Genomic DNA, 18217 nt, shown 5'->3' with positions numbered 1-18217 from the left:
GTTTTTCGTGCTGTATGCAAACCATTTTGAAGGAGGATCTCCTAGGCATGAATAAAAAAACTCTCAAAGACATCGACGTAAAAGGCAAAGTTGTATTCTGCCGCGTTGACTTTAACGTTCCAATGAAAGACGGGGAAGTAACAGACGATACACGTATCCGTGCTGCGCTTCCAACAATCAAACACCTTGCAGACCAAGGCGCAAAAGTCCTTCTTGCGAGCCACTTAGGCCGCCCGAAAGGCGAAGTGGTTGAGGAGCTTCGTTTAACTCCTGTCGCTGCACGTCTCGGCGAACTGCTTGGCAAAGAAGTGAAAAAAGCGGATGAAGCATACGGCGATGCTGTAAAAGCACAAATTTCCGAGATGAAGGACGGAGACGTTCTTGTATTGGAAAACGTACGTTTCTATCCTGGTGAAGAGAAAAATGACCCTGAGCTTGCAAAAGCATTTGCTGAGCTTGCAGATGTATATGTAAATGACGCATTCGGTGCTGCCCACCGTGCTCACGCATCTACAGCTGGAATTGCCGAGCATCTGCCAGCAGTTGCAGGTTTCTTAATGGAAAAAGAGCTTGATGTACTTGGAAAAGCGGTTTCCAATCCTGACCGCCCATTCACAGCGATCATCGGCGGAGCGAAAGTAAAAGACAAAATCGGTGTAATCGAAAGTCTTCTTGATAAAGTAGACAACCTGATCATCGGCGGAGGTCTTGCTTATACTTTCGTAAAAGCGCTTGGCTATGAAGTCGGTAAATCTCTTCTTGAAGAGGATAAAATCGAGCTTGCGAAATCATTTATGGACCGCGCTAAAGAAAAAGGCGTTAACTTCTACATGCCTGAAGATGTACTCGTTGCAGATGATTTCTCTAACGATGCAAACGTGAAAATTGTGCCGATCTCTGAAATCCCTAGTGATTTAGAAGCAATCGACATTGGTACGAAAACACGCGAAACGTATGCTGACGTCATCAAAAACAGCAAACTTGTCGTGTGGAACGGACCAATGGGCGTATTCGAAATCGACTTGTTCGCTCAAGGAACAAAAGCGGTTGCGGAAGCATTGGCAGAGGCGAAAGATACATACTCTGTCATCGGCGGAGGAGACTCTGCGGCAGCGGTTGAAAAATTCGGCCTTGCTGACAAAATGAGCCACATCTCAACAGGCGGCGGCGCATCCCTTGAGTTTATGGAAGGCAAAGAGCTTCCAGGGGTAGCTGCACTGAACGATAAATAATCTCAAAACTGCTATAAGGAAGTGGAACAGATGAGAAAACCAATTATCGCCGGTAACTGGAAAATGAACAAAACACTCGGCGAAGCTGTCAGCTTCGTTGAAGAAGTGAAATCTTCCATTCCAGCAGCAGACAAAGCTGAAGCTGTTGTTTGCGCGCCAGCGCTTTTCTTAGAAAAGCTTGCTTCTGCTGTGAAAGGCACTGACCTAAAAGTCGGCGCTCAAAACATGCACTTCGAAGAAAGCGGCGCGTTCACAGGCGAAATCAGCCCGGTTGCTCTGAAAGACCTTGGCGTTGACTACTGCGTCATCGGCCACTCTGAGCGCCGTGAAATGTTCGCTGAAACTGATGAAACAGTTAACAAAAAAGCACACGCAGCTTTCAAACACGGCATTGTGCCGATCATCTGTGTAGGTGAAACGCTTGAAGAGCGTGAAGCCGGCAAAACAAATGATCTTGTTGCTGACCAAGTGAAAAAAGGCCTTGCTGGTCTTTCTGAAGAACAAGTTGCTGCTTCTGTTATTGCGTATGAGCCAATCTGGGCAATCGGAACAGGCAAATCTTCTACAGCGAAAGATGCGAATGACGTGTGTGCGCATATCCGTAAAACCGTCGCTGAAAGCTTCAGCCAAGAAGCTGCAGACAAGCTTCGCATCCAATATGGCGGAAGCGTAAAGCCTGCAAACATTAAAGAATATATGGCAGAGTCCGATATTGACGGTGCTTTGGTCGGCGGCGCGAGCCTTGAGCCACAGTCATTCGTTCAATTATTGGAGGAAGGTCAATATGAGTAAAAAACCAGCTGCACTCATCATTCTTGATGGGTTCGGATTACGTAACGAAACAGTAGGGAACGCAGTCGCTTTAGCGAAAAAACCGAATTTTGACCGCTATTGGAACCAGTATCCTCATCAAACATTGACTGCTTCAGGCGAGGCTGTAGGTCTTCCTGAAGGGCAAATGGGGAACTCCGAAGTAGGTCACTTAAATATCGGTGCGGGACGTATTGTGTACCAAAGCTTAACACGCGTAAATGTTGCCATTCGCGAAGGAGAGTTCGAACGCAATCAAACATTCCTTGACGCGATCAGCAACGCGAAAGAAAACAACAAAGCCTTGCACCTGTTCGGTCTTTTATCTGACGGAGGCGTGCACAGCCATATCAACCATTTATTCGCACTGTTAAAGCTTGCGAAAAAAGAAGGGCTGACAAAGGTTTATATCCATGGCTTCCTTGACGGCCGTGATGTAGGTCCGCAGACAGCGAAAACGTACATCAACCAGTTGAACGATCAAATCAAGGAAATCGGTGTAGGTGAAATCGCCAGCATTTCCGGACGTTACTACTCTATGGACCGCGACAAACGCTGGGACCGTGTAGAAAAAGCGTACCGCGCAATGGCGTACGGCGAAGGCCCATCTTACCGCAGCGCCCTGGATGTTGTTGATGATTCATATGCAAATGGTATCTACGATGAATTCGTGATTCCATCTGTTATCACAAAAGAAAACGGTGAGCCTGTTGCGAAAATCCAAGACGGCGATTCTGTGATTTTCTATAATTTCAGACCGGACCGCGCCATCCAGATTTCCAACACGTTCACAAACAAAGACTTCCGTGACTTCGACCGCGGCGAGAATTATCCAAAGAACCTGTATTTCGTCTGCCTGACTCACTTCAGTGAAACAGTTGACGGCTATGTAGCGTTTAAACCGATAAATCTTGATAACACAGTCGGAGAAGTATTATCTCAGCACGGATTAAAACAGCTTCGAATTGCAGAAACTGAAAAGTATCCGCACGTCACGTTCTTTATGAGCGGCGGCCGTGAAGCTGAATTCCCGGGTGAAGAGCGTATTCTCATCAACTCGCCTAAAGTTGCAACGTATGACTTGAAGCCTGAGATGAGTGCTTATGAAGTGAAAGACGCGCTTGTCAAAGAAATTGAAGCTGACAAGCATGACGCGATCATTCTTAACTTCGCAAACCCTGATATGGTCGGCCACTCCGGAATGGTTGAACCAACAATTAAAGCAATTGAAGCAGTGGACGAATGCTTGGGCGAAGTCGTTGACGCGATTCTTGCTAAAGGCGGACATGCCATCATTACCGCTGATCACGGTAATGCTGACATTCTGATTACAGAATCAGGCGAACCGCACACTGCGCATACAACAAACCCAGTCCCTGTGATTGTAACGAAAGAAGGCATTACGCTGCGTGAAGGCGGAATCCTAGGCGACCTTGCACCAACGTTATTAGACCTTCTTGGTGTTGAAAAACCGAAAGAAATGACAGGAACATCTTTAATTCAAAAATAATTTGAAAATCAAAAGGAGAGACAAAACTCATGCCATACATTGTTGATGTTTATGCACGCGAAGTATTAGACTCCCGCGGCAACCCAACAGTTGAAGTTGAAGTATATACAGAAACAGGAGCTTTCGGCCGCGCATTAGTGCCAAGCGGAGCTTCTACAGGTGAATACGAAGCGGTTGAGCTTCGTGACGGCGACAAAGACCGTTACCTTGGAAAAGGCGTGTTAACAGCTGTTAACAACGTAAACGAAATCATTGCTCCAGAGCTTCTTGGCTTTGATGTAACTGAACAAAACGCAATCGATCAGCTTTTAATCGAGCTTGACGGTACTGAAAACAAAGGCAAACTTGGTGCGAACGCAATCCTTGGCGTATCTATGGCTTGTGCGCGTGCTGCTGCTGATTTCTTACAGATTCCTCTTTACCAATACCTTGGAGGATTCAACTCAAAAACGCTTCCTGTACCGATGATGAACATCGTAAACGGCGGAGAGCATGCTGATAACAACGTGGATATTCAAGAATTCATGATCATGCCTGTAGGTGCTCCTAACTTCCGTGAAGCACTTCGCATGGGCGCTCAAATCTTCCACAGCCTGAAATCAGTATTAAGCGCAAAAGGCTTAAACACTGCTGTAGGTGACGAAGGCGGATTCGCTCCAAACCTTGGTTCTAACGAAGAAGCGCTTCAAACAATCGTTGAAGCAATCGAAAAAGCCGGCTTCAAACCTGGCGAAGAAGTTAAACTTGCTATGGATGCTGCATCTTCTGAGTTCTACAACAAAGAAGACGGCAAATACCATCTGTCTGGCGAAGGCGTTGTGAAAACATCTGCTGAAATGGTTGACTGGTATGAAGAGCTTGTTTCTAAATACCCAATCATCTCTATCGAAGACGGACTTGATGAAAACGACTGGGAAGGCCACAAGCTTCTTACTGAGCGTCTTGGCAAAAAAGTTCAGCTTGTTGGTGACGACCTCTTCGTTACAAACACGAAAAAACTTTCTGAAGGTATTAAAAACGGCGTAGGCAACTCTATCCTGATCAAAGTAAACCAAATCGGTACATTGACTGAAACATTCGATGCGATCGAAATGGCGAAACGCGCAGGCTACACAGCTGTTATCTCTCACCGTTCTGGTGAAACTGAAGACAGCACAATCGCTGACATCGCTGTGGCAACAAACGCAGGACAAATCAAAACAGGTGCTCCGTCTCGTACGGACCGTGTTGCGAAATACAACCAGCTTCTTCGCATCGAAGATCAGTTGGCTGAAACTGCTCAATACCACGGTATCAACTCTTTCTACAACTTAAACAAGTAATAAAAAGACCGCCGGGATTTTCTCGGCGGCTTTTTTATGCTTTCAGAGATCCAAATAAAGCCTCACCATATCGCGGCATTGAATCCCGTTTTCAAAAATGTCCTCATCATAATGTCTGAGAAAGAAATCGTGGTCGATCGCCTGAATGCGGAATCCGCATTTTTGATAGAGGGAAAGCTGATGAATGCTCGAATTCCCCGTGCCGATTTCAATCGTGTCCGCCCCCAGCTCCTTCGCTTTTTCGATGGCGTCAAGTACAAGCTGTTTGCCAAAGCCCTTCTTCTGAAGAGATTCTTTTACCGCAATATTTACAATTTCAACTGTTTGCGGCCTTGTTTTTAGCAATACATAAACACCTGCAAGCTCATCACCGGCCCAAGCTGTGTAACATTCTCCCCTCTCAAGATATTCATCTACAATGTCTTTCGATGGATCGGCGAGCAGCAATAGATCATATAATTCGTCATTTTTTTCTTCTCCTAATTCAATCCTGAGCTTTTGCATATTCGTACCACCTTTTTAGTCTGATAGATATTTAATTTTTTCATTCGTTCCCAATTTCATTCTGTTTTATTATAAAATATGAAAAGCAGTAAATGTTATCAAATTAGTAGAATAGGAGGAAAGTCATGTTTTTTTGTAAGAATTGCGGCTCCCAGAATAATGAAGGAGCCAAGTTTTGTAAACAATGCGGCACCCCGATCGGAGGGGGCAGCAAACAGGCAAATCAAGAAACAGCTAGCACTGCAGAAACAAGGCAGGCTCCGCGAAAACCGATCCCTAAGAAAACCATCATTTTATGGAGCAGCATTGCCGCGGCGTGCGTTATATTATTCGCCGCATATAAAACCGGAGCGTATTTTACTTCAAAGGATAGGTTAGTAGACAAGTTTGAACAGGCCGTAAATGATGGGGATCAGGACCAAATCGCGACTCTGCTTACACCGGTAAATGACAATCTTAAACTCACTAAAAATAATGTAAAACCGTTTCTTACATATTTGAAGGATCATCCAGACAAAAAAGATGAACTTTTTGCATCGCTGCGTGATGAAACAGCCCAGAAGGATATCGTATATGCAGAAAAAGACGGAAAAAGCCTGCTGGTATTTGACCATTATGACTTAAAGGTAGCACCTGTTTATTTTGAAGTGAGCAGCAATTATAAAAATACCGATCTATATGTCAATAAAGAGGAAGCCGGATCTGTAAAGAAAGCAGATCAAGCACAAACCCTCGGTCCGTACATTCCCGGCGAATATACAGTCTCAGCCAAACTGAAAAACGATGTCGTCGATCTTGTGAAAAAGGAAGACATTCAGGCGGTTGGCGATAGCAGCTTTCGTGTTGATCTCTCATTGGAAGCAGACGATGTGACATTCAGCTTAGCGGATGACATCAAGAGCGGGAAGGGAGATTTGCTGATTAACGGTAAATCAATTCATAAAGATCCGTTCAAATCCGTAACATATGGTCCGCTGCTGACAGATGGATCAATGACAGCTTCAGTCGAGGCAGAATTTCCGTGGGGAAAAACAAAAACTGCCGGCATTCCGATCGATGATAAAGAAATGGAGTTAACGTTAATTCCTGATCAAGATACACAGGAACAGATTATGAACACAATTGTCAAAACAACAAAACAATACTCCAAAGCTCTATCTGATGGGAATACAGCCCAGATGACAGAGGCAAGTGCCAATTGGAAGGCGGAGACGAAGGACACCGTCGATTCTATGAAAAGCGCGGATTCATACTTAAAAGATAGATACTTGGAAACTGATTTTGACCTGGACACATTTGCCCTCTCTCAGAAAAACGACGGAACGTGGCAGGTTTCGGTAACAGGAAAAGAACTTCACCAGTCTTCTTCGTATAACGACTATACAAAATCTGAAATGACTGACGACAGTCCGAGTTATGAATATCTTCTTTCATATGATAAAAAACAGAAAAAGTGGATTTTCGAAGATGCAGAATCAACATTCGAATCTGCAGGCACAAATATAAAGAAAATCAAAAATGATAAACCAGAGACATACACTTCCACCTGGGCTGGCTCGAAAAACAAAGGCAGTGAAAGCTCTGCAAGCGGCGATGTTACAGATGAACAAGTGACATTATTTATGGGCAGTTATCTGCAAAGTCAGGCAGATGCCGTGAATCAAAATAATTTCTCACTGATGGAAGACAGCCTTGAAAAAGGCAGTTCCCTTTATTCCGACCAGCAGCATCTCGTGTCGAAATTAAATAAAGAGGGGACAACAGAAGACTTTAATAACTATGAAGTGAAAAGCTGGAGCCAAAATGGGTCGGCTATCACGATTAAGACGTATGAAGAATTCTATATCACAAAATCAGGCGGCAGTCCAAAGCTCAGAACATATAACTGGACTTATACCGGCGTAGTGAAGAACGGAAGAATTTACTTAACGTCTATTCAATAAAACAACCCCATCACCAGCAGGTGATGGGGTTGTTTTTAAAAGAGCATATAACGGAAAATTTCTTTGACATAGTGTTCGATAATAAGCTGAAATGTAACGCAGATGATCAGATAAATCACAATCGTTGAGTAAATGACATCAATTTTCCCTTTATATGAATGCTGGTAACTGCTCAGCATCGCAGGAGGAATGGCGAAGAATGCACCGATTAAACCAACGGCTAATATGGTAAAGCAAATGTCTGTATGTAATAAAAAGAAGAAAAGGGCAAGAATCAAAATAGCCGTAAAAGGAATAAGAAATGCTCCGAATCTTGAGAATGAATCCTTGAAAGACACTTGGTTTCCCGCGATTTTCAGGGCGAAAAAGATGCATGCATGCAGGCCAAATAGAAATAAAATAAAATAAATGGTTGGCTCTAAGAAGATTGCTGTAAAGCTTACGCTTCCGGGACCGTCTGAAAAAAGAATATAAAACATCAAAGGGGTCAGCAAACTGAAAAGAACCAGCGTAATCACCGCGCTGATCAACTGCTCTCCGCCTGTTGCTTTACATTCCTGATAAGGGCGTTTCAGGACGGATAAGACAAATGAACCGAACTGTTTTGCTGCTTGCTTTGCAGCGGCTCCAGTTTGAGCTGCATGCTGGTGGCCTGATTGACCGGGGAGCGGTGATCCGCATTTCTCACAAAAATTTCCGCCATCTGTTTGATGGCCGCATTGAGGACAATACATAAAATAACTCCTTTACATGTAATATAGGGAAAATAGACTAATAGTTTTATTATAAAAGAAAAAAGTTGTAAAGTAATCAATATTCATACAAAAAAAGACACGTGCCCGATAGCAGCTGTGTCTTTTTATATCTAGTTATTCATATATTTCTCAAATACATCCCCAAAATCCTTGATATGATACTGTGAGCGAACGGATGTCAGCCAAGTGAATCCGAATTCGGTCAGCTCTTTGTATTGCGTTTCAATATTAACGTGCTCAGGGCGGGTATGGTGAAGAATCGTCACTGCTTTATCTAAGCTTTGCTCCGCTTGATTGATTAAAATGTCATTTTCATAGGTTGTTTCAGCGATGCGAAGCAGTGCTTTATAAAGGTCTTTTAACTTTTCAATCTGGTCTTTGTGGACATCAATGTCGAATTGTTCTCCGCCCAGCTTAAACTTTATTTCAACATCCAAATCGACTTTTCCGGCAGTTTCAAGAAAAACGTCAGAGATTTTATATTGCGAATAAGGATAGCGTTTCAACGTTCGTTTCGAGGAAGTGGCGCGTTCGCCGTCTACATGGATCAGGGCCAGGTTCGTAAAGCAATACTCGTCTGCTTTTGTTTTAATCAAGAAATAAATTTTCTCATTATCTTCATGCATGACATAATCATCTGCGTCTGTTTTGTCATAGTCCTGAGGTTCGATAATTTTTCCGATATCAGATAAGCCCAAGGCATCTGCCGCAATTTTTTTGAACATCTGTATACGTCCTTCCTATTCAATTTGTCACTTCATTGTAGCATGGCGCGTTTCTGACAGGCTATAAAGGTTTACCGGGAAATCGCCTCCGGGTAAAAGGGTGGAGAATCATTCTATTTCCTGTGCAGAGACTATCAACAAGGAGGTATATGATGTTCTCATTCATTGTTCACGTCTTCATTTCTTTATTCGCAGTATCGAATCCGATCGGAAACGTACCGATATTTCTGACGCTGACAGAAGGCTATACTGCAGCGGAAAGAAAAGCGATTGCCCGGAAGGCAGCTATTTTATCCTTTTTTATTCTCGCGGCTTTTTTGGTTTTCGGCCATCTTATCTTTAAACTGTTTGATATCAACATTCACGCGCTCCGAGTGGCGGGCGGCATATTCATTTTCGGCATTGCCTATAATCTATTGAATGCGAAACAATCACACGTGCAATCTCTTCACCATGATGAACATAAGGAAAGCAAGGAAAAAGCGGATATATCAGTCACACCTTTATCCATTCCGATTATTGCTGGGCCCGGAACGATTGCAACAGTGATGAGCCTTTCCGCCGGTCATAGCGGCATTGGTCATTATGCGGCTGTCATGATCGGCATAGCCGCCGTTATTGCCCTGACCTTTCTCTTTTTCCACTATTCTGCTTTTATCAGCAGCAAACTCGGAAAAACCGAGATGAATGTGATCACCAGACTGATGGGATTAATCTTAGCCGTGGTTGCGGTCGGGATGATTGGTGCGGGGCTGAAAGGCATGTTTCCGATCTTAACCTCATGATGCAAAAAGCAGCTCCTTATTTTAGAGAGCTGCTTTCTTTTGTTTTTGGCACGTACCGAAAGACTTCCTCACTCTCAAAAAATTCAATCAACCTGCTCAGCCAATCATAGTAATGAAGCCATTCTTTTAATTCATTCAGCAGCTGATTGACTTTCTCTTCCGCTTCCGGGGTAAGCCCGTCCCTTTGTAAAAGATCACTCAGCTCCCGGTTTAATTTTTTATACAGCACTTTGTTTTTGCTCACGACCTTTGTCCAATTCGCCGCAAATAAAGAAATGAAGGTTTGATAATAATCCTGCTCGACGTCATAAAGGTCTTTTCGTACGCCTTTTTCAAACACCTTTTCGGCGATATTGGCATCGATCATTTCCCGGACAACCTGGCTCATCCGTGTTTTGCTCATGCCAGTTGCCTCAGAGAGCTCGCTTAAGGTCATTGGTTTTCGATTCATATAAATAATTCCGAGCACACGTCCGACAGTTGAAGGCATTCCAAACGTATGCATATTTTCGGCAATCTTCTCAATGAGATGCTCTTCAGCATGTTCAATGATGTCGAGAGCGGTTTTTTTCACAGCTGATCATCCCTTCAAATGGCAATTGATGGTGTCAATATATCATATTTCTTCCTGGTGTTGAAAATAGCTGAATGCAGAGGAAGTGGGAGGTATCCGGCGTAATTGTAAGAACACCCTTTCCGTCTCGGTCATAACAATAAATAATCTATAAATAACATATAATTTCAACACATTGTAAACTTTTTATTTTACAAAGTTCAAACTATAATAAGGATTATACTTTTCAGAAAATTTAAAGGAAACCTGCGGAGGTGCACGGATTGCTGAAATTGGAACAAGTGTCAAAAGTATATAAAGGCGGCAAAAAAGCTGTGAACAGCATTGATTTAGATATTGCCAAAGGTGAATTTATCTGTTTTATCGGCCCGAGCGGCTGCGGAAAAACGACAACGATGAAGATGATCAACAGACTGATAGAACCATCGTCTGGAAGGATCTTTATCGACGGAGAAAATATTATGGAACAGGACCCGGTTGAGCTGAGAAGAAAAATCGGCTATGTGATTCAGCAGATTGGTTTGTTCCCCCATATGACCATCCAGCAGAACATCTCACTCGTACCAAAGCTGCTGAAATGGCCTGAGGAAAAACGGAAAGAACGGGCGCGCGAGCTGTTAAAGCTTGTGGATATGGGCCCAGAGTATTTAGACCGTTATCCGCATGAGCTCAGCGGCGGACAGCAGCAGAGAATCGGCGTGCTGCGCGCCCTGGCAGCGGAACCCCCTCTCATTTTAATGGATGAACCGTTCGGAGCGCTTGATCCGATTACGCGTGATTCCCTTCAGGAAGAATTCAAAAAACTGCAGAGAACCTTAAACAAAACGATTGTGTTTGTAACCCACGATATGGATGAAGCGATTAAGCTTGCTGACAGGATTGTGATATTAAAAGCGGGAGAAATCGTTCAAGTCGGCACACCTGATGAGATTCTTCGAAACCCGGCAAATGAGTTTGTTGAAGAATTTATCGGGAAAGAGCGCCTGATTCAGTCAAGACCGGATATCGAGCGGGTAGAGCAAATGATGAACAGAACGCCGGTGACGGTATCTGCGGACAAAACGCTTTCTCAGGCGATTCAGCTGATGAGAGAAAAACGTGTTGACTCGCTGCTCGTTGTGGACCGGCAAAACGTGCTGAAGGGCTATGTTGATGTGGAAATGATTGATCAAAACCGCAAAAAAGCGAGCATCGTTGGCGATGTATACCGTTCAGATATATATACCGTTCAAAAAGGGGCGCTTCTTCGCGATACAGTCCGAAAAATTTTGAAGCAGGGGATCAAGTATGTTCCGGTGGTCGATGAACAGAACCATTTAGCAGGGATTGTGACAAGAGCGAGCCTCGTTGATATCGTATACGATTCCATTTGGGGCGACGAGGAAAACCAGCTCATGACGATCTGACCAGGGGAGGAGCTCTTTTAAGATGAATCAAATGATGACTTTTTTGCAAACGAACGGCGGAGAGCTGTTGTATAAAACAGGAGAGCATTTATATATTTCACTCATAGCCGTTGTATTGGGCATTATCGTTGCAGTGCCGCTCGGCGTTGCTCTTACCAGAATGAAAAAAGGCGCAGGTGCGGTAATCGGTTTCGTAAACATTGTGCAAACCCTGCCGAGTCTGGCGATTTTAGCCTTTTTTATTCCGCTTCTCGGCGTAGGAAAAGTGCCTGCGATTGTCGCTTTATTTTTCTATTCGGTGCTGCCGATCCTGCGCAATACGTATACCGGCATTAAAGGTGTAAATAAAAACCTCCTGGAATCGGGGAAAGGGATTGGCATGACCGGCTGGGAGCAGATTCGGCTCGTTGAAATCCCGCTGGCGATTCCCATCATCATGGCGGGGATCCGCACATCAACGATCTACCTAATTGGCTGGGCGACACTTGCGTCGTTTATCGGGGGAGGCGGCCTCGGGGACTATATTTTTATCGGCCTGAACCTATACCAGCCTGAATATATCATTGGCGGTGCCGTGCCTGTCACAATTCTGGCAATTATCATTGATTATGTGCTGGCCGTGACAGAACGAAAAGTGACGCCGAAAGGCTTGCAAGGGATGAAGGAAGTTTCGTAAGGAGTTGGCTCTGTTGAAAATGACAAAAATCAAATGGCTTGGCGCGTTTGCTCTCGTCTTTGTCATGCTGCTAGGCGGCTGCTCTCTGCCGGGTCTCGGCGGCGCTTCTGACGACACGATCAAAATCGGGGCGCAAAGCATGACAGAATCAGAAATTTTAGCGAATATGATCGCGCAGCTTATTGAACATGATACAGATTTGAATACCGCTTTAGTGAAAAACCTCGGCTCAAACTATGTTCAGCACCAAGCGATGCTGGGCGGTGACATTGATATTTCAGCCACGCGCTATTCCGGAACAGATTTAACAAGCACCCTCGGCAAGGAAGCGGAGAAAGATCCAAAAAAAGCGCTGAACATTGTGCAGAACGAGTTTCAAAAGCGCTTTTCTTATAAATGGTTTGATTCCTACGGCTTTGATAACACGTATGCCTTCACCGTAACAAAAAAGTTTGCGGAAAATGAGCATATTAACACCGTGTCCGACCTGAAAAAAAATGCCTCCCAATATAAATTAGGCGTCGACAATGCTTGGCTGAAACGAAAAGGCGACGGGTATAAAGGCTTTGTCAGCACATATGGCTTTGAATTCGGCACAACTTATCCAATGCAGATCGGGCTTGTCTATGACGCAGTCAAAAACGGGAAAATGGACGCCGTTCTGGCTTATTCAACGGATGGACGGATTAAAGCCTATGACTTGAAAATCTTAAAAGATGATAAGCGTTTCTTCCCGCCGTATGACTGTTCACCGGTGATTCCGGAAAAGGTGCTTAAGGCGCATCCGGAGCTTGAAGGTGTGATCAATAAGCTGATTGGGCAAATCGACACGGAAACGATGCAGGAACTTAATTATGAAGTGGATGGCAAGCTGAAGGAGCCGTCTGTCGTAGCAAAGGAATTTTTAGAGAAACATCATTATTTTGACTAAGAAAAGAGGTGGATCATATGGAAGTACTACAGCAGCTTGGCACATACTATTCGCAAAACGGCGGTTACGTGATGCAGGAATTTTACCGCCATTTTCTGATGTCGGTGTACGGCGTTTTATTTGCTGCCATTGTTGGAATTCCGCTTGGCATCCTGATAGCCAGATACAGAAGATTAAGCGGATGGGTTTTTGCGGTCACGAACGTCATTCAGACCATCCCGGCTCTCGCCATGCTCGCCGTGCTGATGCTTGTCATGGGGCTGGGCGCTAATACGGTGATATTGTCATTATTTCTGTATTCTCTTCTGCCGATTATCAGAAATACGTATACTGGGATTATCAGTATTGAGCACGCCTATCTTGAATCCGGAAAAGCAATGGGGATGACAAAATTTCAAGTGCTGCGGATGGTCGAGCTTCCGCTTGCGCTTTCTGTCATAATGGCCGGCCTGCGCACCGCGCTTGTCATTGCCATCGGCATTACGGCCATCGGGACATTTGTCGGTGCTGGCGGTCTCGGGGACATCATCGTCAGAGGATCAAACGCCACAAACGGAACCGCGATTATATTAGCGGGAGCGATCCCCACAGCTCTGATGGCGGTGATTGCCGATTTGGTCATGGGCTGGCTTGAACGAGCATTAAGCCCGATTAAAAAGAGAAAGAAGAAAAATCTGGCAGGTGCCGCATAAGAAAAAACGCCTTGTAATGACAGGGCGTTTTTTACGGCTTCGGCACATATTTAAAAATTTCTTCGCTCTCAAAAAACTCAATCAAACGGCTGAGCCAATTATAATAATCAAGCCATTCCTTTAATTCTTTCAGCAGTTCATTCACTTTTTCTTCCGCTTCAGGAGTAAGCTCTTCATCCAACACGCTAAGCAGCTCCCGATTGAGTTTTTTATGCATCATTTTGTTTTTGCTGATGACTTTGCTCCAGGTGGCTGAAAACAGCGTGATAAATGTTTGATAGTAGTCCTGCTCAACCTCATATAAATCTTTTCGGACGCCTTTTTCGAACACCTTCTCGGCAATGTTGGCATCAAGCATTTCCCGCACTACCTGGCTCATGCGTGTTTTGCTCATGCCGGTGGCCTCAGATAATTCCGTAAGCGTCATCGGTTTTCGATTCATATAAATAATGCCCAGCACTCGTCCGACGGTAGAGGGCATTCCAAATGCATGCATGTTTTCCGCGATTCTTTCTATAAAATGGTCCTCGGCCTGTTCAATGATCGTTAACGGATCTTTCTCCAACGGTTTCATCCTTTCAGCTAACAATTCCGATGTCAATATACCACATTTTTGATACGGCGAGAATGCTGTCAAAAGAGAATTTGGCAGGAAATTGGAGCAATAAGGAGATCAACACACGTCAATGCGGGTAAATCAGCGTTTACACATACTTTATAAATAATATGAACAAATTGTAAACTTTTTATTTTATAAACTTTATTCTATAATGGGAAGCATTCAATTGTCTGAAAAATTAAATTTAAACTGAACAAATTGAATAAACTTAATTTTGGAGGTGCGATGTTTGCTGACATTAGAAAATGTCTCGAAAACATACAAGGGCGGCAAAAAAGCCGTGAACAACGTAAATCTTAAGATTGCAAAAGGCGAATTTATCTGCTTTATCGGGCCGAGCGGCTGCGGAAAAACAACAACAATGAAAATGATTAACCGATTAATTGAGCCTTCCGCCGGAAAGATTTTCATTGACGGCGAAAACATCATGGACCAGGATCCTGTAGAGCTCAGGCGCAAAATTGGCTATGTGATTCAGCAGATCGGCCTGTTTCCCCATATGACTATTCAGCAGAATATCTCACTCGTCCCAAAACTGCTGAAATGGCCGGAGCAGCAGCGGAAAGAGCGGGCGCGTGAGCTTTTAAAATTGGTCGATATGGGGCCAGAATATGTAGACCGTTACCCTCATGAATTAAGCGGGGGACAGCAGCAGCGAATTGGTGTATTACGGGCACTTGCCGCGGAGCCGCCGCTTATCTTAATGGATGAACCGTTTGGGGCACTCGACCCGATTACGAGGGATTCCCTCCAGGAAGAATTTAAAAAACTGCAAAAAACCTTACATAAAACCATCGTATTTGTTACCCACGATATGGATGAAGCGATTAAGCTGGCAGACCGGATTGTGATTTTAAAAGCGGGAGAAATCGTTCAAGTTGGAACGCCCGATGACATTTTAAGAAATCCGGCAGACGAATTTGTTGAGGAATTTATCGGCAAGGAGCGGCTGATTCAGTCATCCAGCCCGGATGTTGAACGGGTTGACCAGATTATGAACACACAGCCTGTAACGATCACCGCGGATAAAACGCTTTCTGAGGCCATTCAGCTGATGAGGCAGGAACGGGTCGATTCATTGCTGGTCGTCGATGACGAGCGCGTTCTGCAAGGCTATGTCGATGTTGAAATCATTGATCAATGCCGGAAAAAGGCCAATCTCGTCAGTGAAGTTTTACATGAAGATATATACACAGTACTGGGCGGCACACTGCTGCGCGACACGGTCCGCAAAATTTTAAAACGGGGTGTCAAATATGTTCCCGTTGTGGATGAAGACCGACGCCTGATCGGAATTGTGACGAGGGCAAGTCTGGTCGACATCGTGTATGACTCCCTCTGGGGAGAAGAAAAGCAGCTCGCAGCATTGTCATAGGGAGGCGCGATAAGTCATGCATCATATTGTTCAATTTTTGCAAACCAATGGGGACGAGCTTCTTTATAAAACATACGAGCATATTACGATATCGCTCATTGCTGTGATCTTAGGCGTGCTGGTTGCCGTCCCCCTCGGGGTTGTGCTTACCAGAATGAAAAAAGGAGCCGGCACCATTATCGGCATTGCCAATATCATTCAGACGCTGCCGAGTCTGGCCATCCTCGCTTTTTTTATCCCGCTCCTTGGTGTAGGAAAGGTTCCGGCCATTGTGGCTTTGTTTTTCTATTCCGTATTGCCGATTCTTCGCAACACGTATACCGGCATTCGCGGCGTCAACAAAAATCTGCTCGAGTCTGGCAAAGGCATCGGAATGACGCCGGCTGAACAAGTCCGCTTGGTGGAGCTGCCGCTTGCCGCGCCAGTGATCATGGCGGGAATCAGAACATCGACGATTTACTTAATCGGCTGGGCCACGCTTGCTTCCTTTATCGGAGGCGGCGGATTGGGTGATTACATTTTTATCGGACTGAATTTATATCAGCCGGAATATATCATCGGGGGCGCGGTACCTGTCACGATATTGGCAATTGTGATTGATTATGTGCTGGCAGTTGCTGAACGAAAACTGACACCTGCCGGCATGCAGAGATTGAAGGAATTGTCATAAGGAGGCGGCTCATGAAAAGAAAATATCTCAAATTAATGATAGGTTTAGCACTTGTGGCAACGCTGACGCTGAGCGGATGTTCGCTTCCTGGTCTCAGCGCTGCTGCAGACCAGACCATTAAAATCGGCGCGCAAAGCATGAGCGAATCAGAAATCATCGCCAGCATGCTTGGCCAGTTGATCGAACACCATACAGATCTCAAAACAGCAACGATTAAAAATCTTGGCTCCAACGCGGTGCAGCAGCAGGCTTTAATGAACGGGGAAATCGACATTGCCGCCACAAGATATACGGGAGACGCGCTGACAGGCACGCTGAGAATGGAACCTGAAAAAGATCCGGACAAAGCGCTGGCGCTTACTCAGCGGGAGTTTAAAAAAAGATATGATTTAAAGTGGTATGACTCCTACGGGTTTGATAATACATATGCCTTTACAGTCAGCAAGGAGCTGGCCGACCAATACCATTTAGAGACCGTATCAGACGTTAAAAAATGGGCGCCGCAATTAAAGCTGGGCGTTGATAACTATTGGATGAAGCTCAAAGGAAACGGCTATCAGGATTTTACGAAAACCTACGGCATGACATTCGGCGGCACGTATCCGATGCAGATCGGCCTTGTGTACGACGCGGTGAAAAGCGGAAAAATGGACATTGTGCTTGCGTATTCAACCGATGGAAGAATCAAGTCCTATGGTCTCAAAATGCTAAAGGATGATAAACAATTTTTCCCGCCGTACGACTGTTCTCCGGTTGTTCCGGAAAAGGTGCTCAAAGAACATCCTGAGCTTGAAGGCATCATCAAGAAAATGCTCGGAAAAATCGACACAGCCACGATGCAGGAGCTTAACTATGAAGTCGACGGCAATCTCAAAGAACCGTCTGTCGTTGCCAAGGAATATTTAGAAAAACATCACTACTTCGAATCGTGAAAGGGGGAAGAGGTCAATGAACGTGCTTGAACAGTTAATGACGTATTACGCGCAGAATGGCAGTTACGTCATGGATGAATTCGGCCGCCACTTTCTCATGTCGGCTTACGGCGTTTTATTTGCCGCTGTCGTCGGGGTTCCGGCCGGAATCCTCATCGCGCATTTTCGCCGTTTGTCAGCCTGGGTGTTTGCAGTAACAAACGTTATTCAAACAATCCCGGCGCTCGCTATGCTGGCCGTCTTAATGCTTGTTATGGGGCTCGGCGCAAATACCGTGATTCTATCATTATTTCTGTATTCCCTGCTGCCGATTATTCGAAACACGTACACAGGCATTATCAGTATTGAGCATGCCTACTTAGAATCGGGAAAAGCAATGGGCATGACGAAATTCCAAGTGCTCAGAATGGTTGAGCTCCCGCTCGCACTTTCTGTCATTATGGCGGGCCTTCGCACAGCTCTCGTCATTGCCATTGGAATTACTGCGATCGGCACATTTGTCGGTGCCGGAGGCCTTGGGGACATGATCGTCCGCGGCTCAAACGCGACAAACGGAACTGCGATTATTCTAGCCGGAGCGATACCAACTGCGGTGATGGCGGTAGGGGCGGATTTGCTCATGGCCTGGATTGAAAGATTGTTGAACCCAGTTAAACAAAAAAACAGAAAAAAGTTAATTCGTGTATCGAGTTAAGCAAAAAGGATTCTTTTCTAAAAGGGAAAAGAGTCCTTTTTTTATGGGATTTATTGGGTGAA

19 protein-coding genes are annotated in these 18217 nt (G+C 44.8%); 14 read left to right on the top strand and 5 right to left on the bottom strand.

Annotated features, from left to right (window positions below):
• The first annotated feature begins 47 nt into the window (after positions 1–47).
• The 4 genes from pgk to eno are packed head-to-tail and all read left to right on the top strand — an operon-like array spanning position 48 to position 4874.
• A complete protein-coding gene (gene pgk, locus KXZ66_RS17890) occupies positions 48–1232 on the top strand; it encodes a phosphoglycerate kinase (protein ID WP_003243051.1) in 1185 nt (394 codons plus the stop codon).
• 30 nt (positions 1233–1262) lie between these two features.
• Positions 1263–2024, top strand: coding sequence for a triose-phosphate isomerase (tpiA, locus tag KXZ66_RS17885; RefSeq protein ID WP_003243394.1), 762 nt, complete (start codon positions 1263–1265; stop codon positions 2022–2024).
• Positions 2017–3552, top strand: a complete 1536-nt coding sequence (gene gpmI / locus KXZ66_RS17880) for a 2,3-bisphosphoglycerate-independent phosphoglycerate mutase (protein ID WP_003228330.1) — start codon at positions 2017–2019, stop codon at positions 3550–3552. The genes tpiA and gpmI overlap by 8 nt, the downstream gene beginning before the upstream one ends.
• A 29-nt stretch (positions 3553–3581) precedes the next feature.
• Complete coding sequence (gene eno / locus KXZ66_RS17875; protein WP_003228333.1) at positions 3582–4874, top strand: phosphopyruvate hydratase; 1293 nt, start codon at positions 3582–3584, stop codon at positions 4872–4874.
• Positions 4875–4916: 42 nt separating this feature from the next.
• On the opposite strand, the gene KXZ66_RS17870 is transcribed toward eno, so the two are convergent.
• The gene (locus KXZ66_RS17870; RefSeq protein ID WP_032726872.1) at positions 4917–5378 is read right to left on the bottom strand and encodes a GNAT family N-acetyltransferase; all 462 of its coding nucleotides are present in this window, start codon (positions 5376–5378) and stop codon (positions 4917–4919) included.
• Positions 5379–5503: 125 nt separating this feature from the next.
• On the opposite strand from KXZ66_RS17870, the gene KXZ66_RS17865 reads away from it, so the two are divergent.
• Positions 5504–7321, top strand: coding sequence for a zinc ribbon domain-containing protein (locus KXZ66_RS17865; protein WP_219144664.1), 1818 nt, complete (start codon positions 5504–5506; stop codon positions 7319–7321).
• Positions 7322–7356: 35 nt separating this feature from the next.
• Here KXZ66_RS17865 and KXZ66_RS17860 read toward each other — a convergent pair whose 3' ends face one another.
• Positions 7357–8055 carry a zinc ribbon domain-containing protein gene (locus KXZ66_RS17860; protein WP_014478007.1) on the bottom strand — a complete coding sequence of 233 codons (699 nt, stop codon included), beginning with the start codon at positions 8053–8055 and terminating at the stop codon, positions 7357–7359.
• Positions 8056–8186: 131 nt separating this feature from the next.
• The gene (locus tag KXZ66_RS17855; RefSeq protein WP_003228342.1) at positions 8187–8801 is read right to left on the bottom strand and encodes a PH domain-containing protein; all 615 of its coding nucleotides are present in this window, start codon (positions 8799–8801) and stop codon (positions 8187–8189) included.
• A 149-nt stretch (positions 8802–8950) separates the two neighbouring features.
• Here KXZ66_RS17855 and KXZ66_RS17850 point away from each other — a divergent pair, with 149 nt between their 5' ends.
• Positions 8951–9586: an NAAT family transporter gene (locus KXZ66_RS17850; protein WP_163117167.1), complete on the top strand. Its 636-nt coding sequence runs from the start codon at positions 8951–8953 to the stop codon at positions 9584–9586.
• Between the two features lie 16 nt (positions 9587–9602).
• Here KXZ66_RS17850 and opcR read toward each other — a convergent pair whose 3' ends face one another.
• Complete coding sequence (gene opcR, locus KXZ66_RS17845) at positions 9603–10160, bottom strand: opuC operon transcriptional regulator OpcR (protein WP_003228345.1); 558 nt, start codon at positions 10158–10160, stop codon at positions 9603–9605.
• Between the two features lie 263 nt (positions 10161–10423).
• Between opcR and opuCA the strand changes: the two genes are divergently transcribed.
• Genes opuCA through opuCD form a run of 4 tightly spaced genes read left to right on the top strand, consistent with a single transcriptional unit; the run spans position 10424 to position 13865 of the window.
• Positions 10424–11566: an osmoprotectant ABC transporter ATP-binding protein OpuCA gene (gene opuCA / locus KXZ66_RS17840; RefSeq protein WP_003243370.1), complete on the top strand. Its 1143-nt coding sequence runs from the start codon at positions 10424–10426 to the stop codon at positions 11564–11566.
• 22 nt (positions 11567–11588) lie between these two features.
• The gene (gene opuCB / locus KXZ66_RS17835; RefSeq protein ID WP_003228349.1) at positions 11589–12242 is read left to right on the top strand and encodes a glycine betaine/carnitine/choline/choline sulfate ABC transporter permease OpuCB; all 654 of its coding nucleotides are present in this window, start codon (positions 11589–11591) and stop codon (positions 12240–12242) included.
• Between the two features lie 19 nt (positions 12243–12261).
• Positions 12262–13173, top strand: a complete 912-nt coding sequence (gene opuCC / locus KXZ66_RS17830) for an osmoprotectant ABC transporter substrate-binding lipoprotein OpuCC (RefSeq protein ID WP_072173533.1) — start codon at positions 12262–12264, stop codon at positions 13171–13173.
• Positions 13174–13190: 17 nt separating this feature from the next.
• Entirely contained in the window at positions 13191–13865 is a 675-nt protein-coding gene (opuCD, locus tag KXZ66_RS17825; protein ID WP_015714713.1) for a glycine betaine/carnitine/choline/choline sulfate ABC transporter permease OpuCD, read from the top strand.
• 31 nt (positions 13866–13896) lie between these two features.
• Here opuCD and KXZ66_RS17820 read toward each other — a convergent pair whose 3' ends face one another.
• Positions 13897–14430: a GbsR/MarR family transcriptional regulator gene (locus tag KXZ66_RS17820; protein WP_032726868.1), complete on the bottom strand. Its 534-nt coding sequence runs from the start codon at positions 14428–14430 to the stop codon at positions 13897–13899.
• A 283-nt stretch (positions 14431–14713) separates the two neighbouring features.
• Between KXZ66_RS17820 and opuBA the strand changes: the two genes are divergently transcribed.
• The 4 genes from opuBA to opuBD are packed head-to-tail and all read left to right on the top strand — an operon-like array spanning position 14714 to position 18155.
• Positions 14714–15859 carry a choline ABC transporter ATP-binding protein OpuBA gene (gene opuBA / locus KXZ66_RS17815; RefSeq protein WP_003228368.1) on the top strand — a complete coding sequence of 382 codons (1146 nt, stop codon included), beginning with the start codon at positions 14714–14716 and terminating at the stop codon, positions 15857–15859.
• A 16-nt stretch (positions 15860–15875) separates the two neighbouring features.
• A complete protein-coding gene (gene opuBB / locus KXZ66_RS17810) occupies positions 15876–16529 on the top strand; it encodes a choline ABC transporter permease OpuBB (protein WP_041850526.1) in 654 nt (217 codons plus the stop codon).
• A gap of 11 nt (positions 16530–16540) precedes the next feature.
• On the top strand, positions 16541–17461 hold the full coding sequence (gene opuBC / locus KXZ66_RS17805) for a choline ABC transporter substrate-binding lipoprotein OpuBC (protein WP_134991803.1): 921 nt from the start codon (positions 16541–16543) through the stop codon (positions 17459–17461).
• A 16-nt stretch (positions 17462–17477) separates the two neighbouring features.
• The gene (opuBD, locus tag KXZ66_RS17800) at positions 17478–18155 is read left to right on the top strand and encodes a choline ABC transporter permease OpuBD (RefSeq protein WP_041850528.1); all 678 of its coding nucleotides are present in this window, start codon (positions 17478–17480) and stop codon (positions 18153–18155) included.
• Positions 18156–18217: the final 62 nt, after the last annotated feature.

Source organism: Bacillus sp. LJBS17 (genome assembly GCF_019334685.1).
Classification (GTDB): Bacteria; Bacillota; Bacilli; order Bacillales; family Bacillaceae; genus Bacillus; species Bacillus subtilis.
Note: the sequence above shows the minus strand (reverse complement) of the source record. Positions and strands in the feature narration are given on the sequence as shown.

Coding starts and splice junctions, on each gene's coding strand:
- pgk (WP_003243051.1), top strand. CDS start 48: ATGAATAAAAAAACTCTCAAAGACATCGACGTAAAAGGCAAAGTTGTA.
- tpiA (WP_003243394.1), top strand. CDS start 1,263: ATGAGAAAACCAATTATCGCCGGTAACTGGAAAATGAACAAAACACTC.
- gpmI (WP_003228330.1), top strand. CDS start 2,017: ATGAGTAAAAAACCAGCTGCACTCATCATTCTTGATGGGTTCGGATTA.
- eno (WP_003228333.1), top strand. CDS start 3,582: ATGCCATACATTGTTGATGTTTATGCACGCGAAGTATTAGACTCCCGC.
- KXZ66_RS17870 (WP_032726872.1), bottom strand. CDS start 5,378: ATGCAAAAGCTCAGGATTGAATTAGGAGAAGAAAAAAATGACGAATTA.
- KXZ66_RS17865 (WP_219144664.1), top strand. CDS start 5,504: ATGTTTTTTTGTAAGAATTGCGGCTCCCAGAATAATGAAGGAGCCAAG.
- KXZ66_RS17860 (WP_014478007.1), bottom strand. CDS start 8,055: ATGTATTGTCCTCAATGCGGCCATCAAACAGATGGCGGAAATTTTTGT.
- KXZ66_RS17855 (WP_003228342.1), bottom strand. CDS start 8,801: ATGTTCAAAAAAATTGCGGCAGATGCCTTGGGCTTATCTGATATCGGA.
- KXZ66_RS17850 (WP_163117167.1), top strand. CDS start 8,951: ATGATGTTCTCATTCATTGTTCACGTCTTCATTTCTTTATTCGCAGTA.
- opuCB (WP_003228349.1), top strand. CDS start 11,589: ATGAATCAAATGATGACTTTTTTGCAAACGAACGGCGGAGAGCTGTTG.
- opuCC (WP_072173533.1), top strand. CDS start 12,262: ATGACAAAAATCAAATGGCTTGGCGCGTTTGCTCTCGTCTTTGTCATG.
- opuCD (WP_015714713.1), top strand. CDS start 13,191: ATGGAAGTACTACAGCAGCTTGGCACATACTATTCGCAAAACGGCGGT.
- opuBB (WP_041850526.1), top strand. CDS start 15,876: ATGCATCATATTGTTCAATTTTTGCAAACCAATGGGGACGAGCTTCTT.
- opuBC (WP_134991803.1), top strand. CDS start 16,541: ATGAAAAGAAAATATCTCAAATTAATGATAGGTTTAGCACTTGTGGCA.
- opuBD (WP_041850528.1), top strand. CDS start 17,478: ATGAACGTGCTTGAACAGTTAATGACGTATTACGCGCAGAATGGCAGT.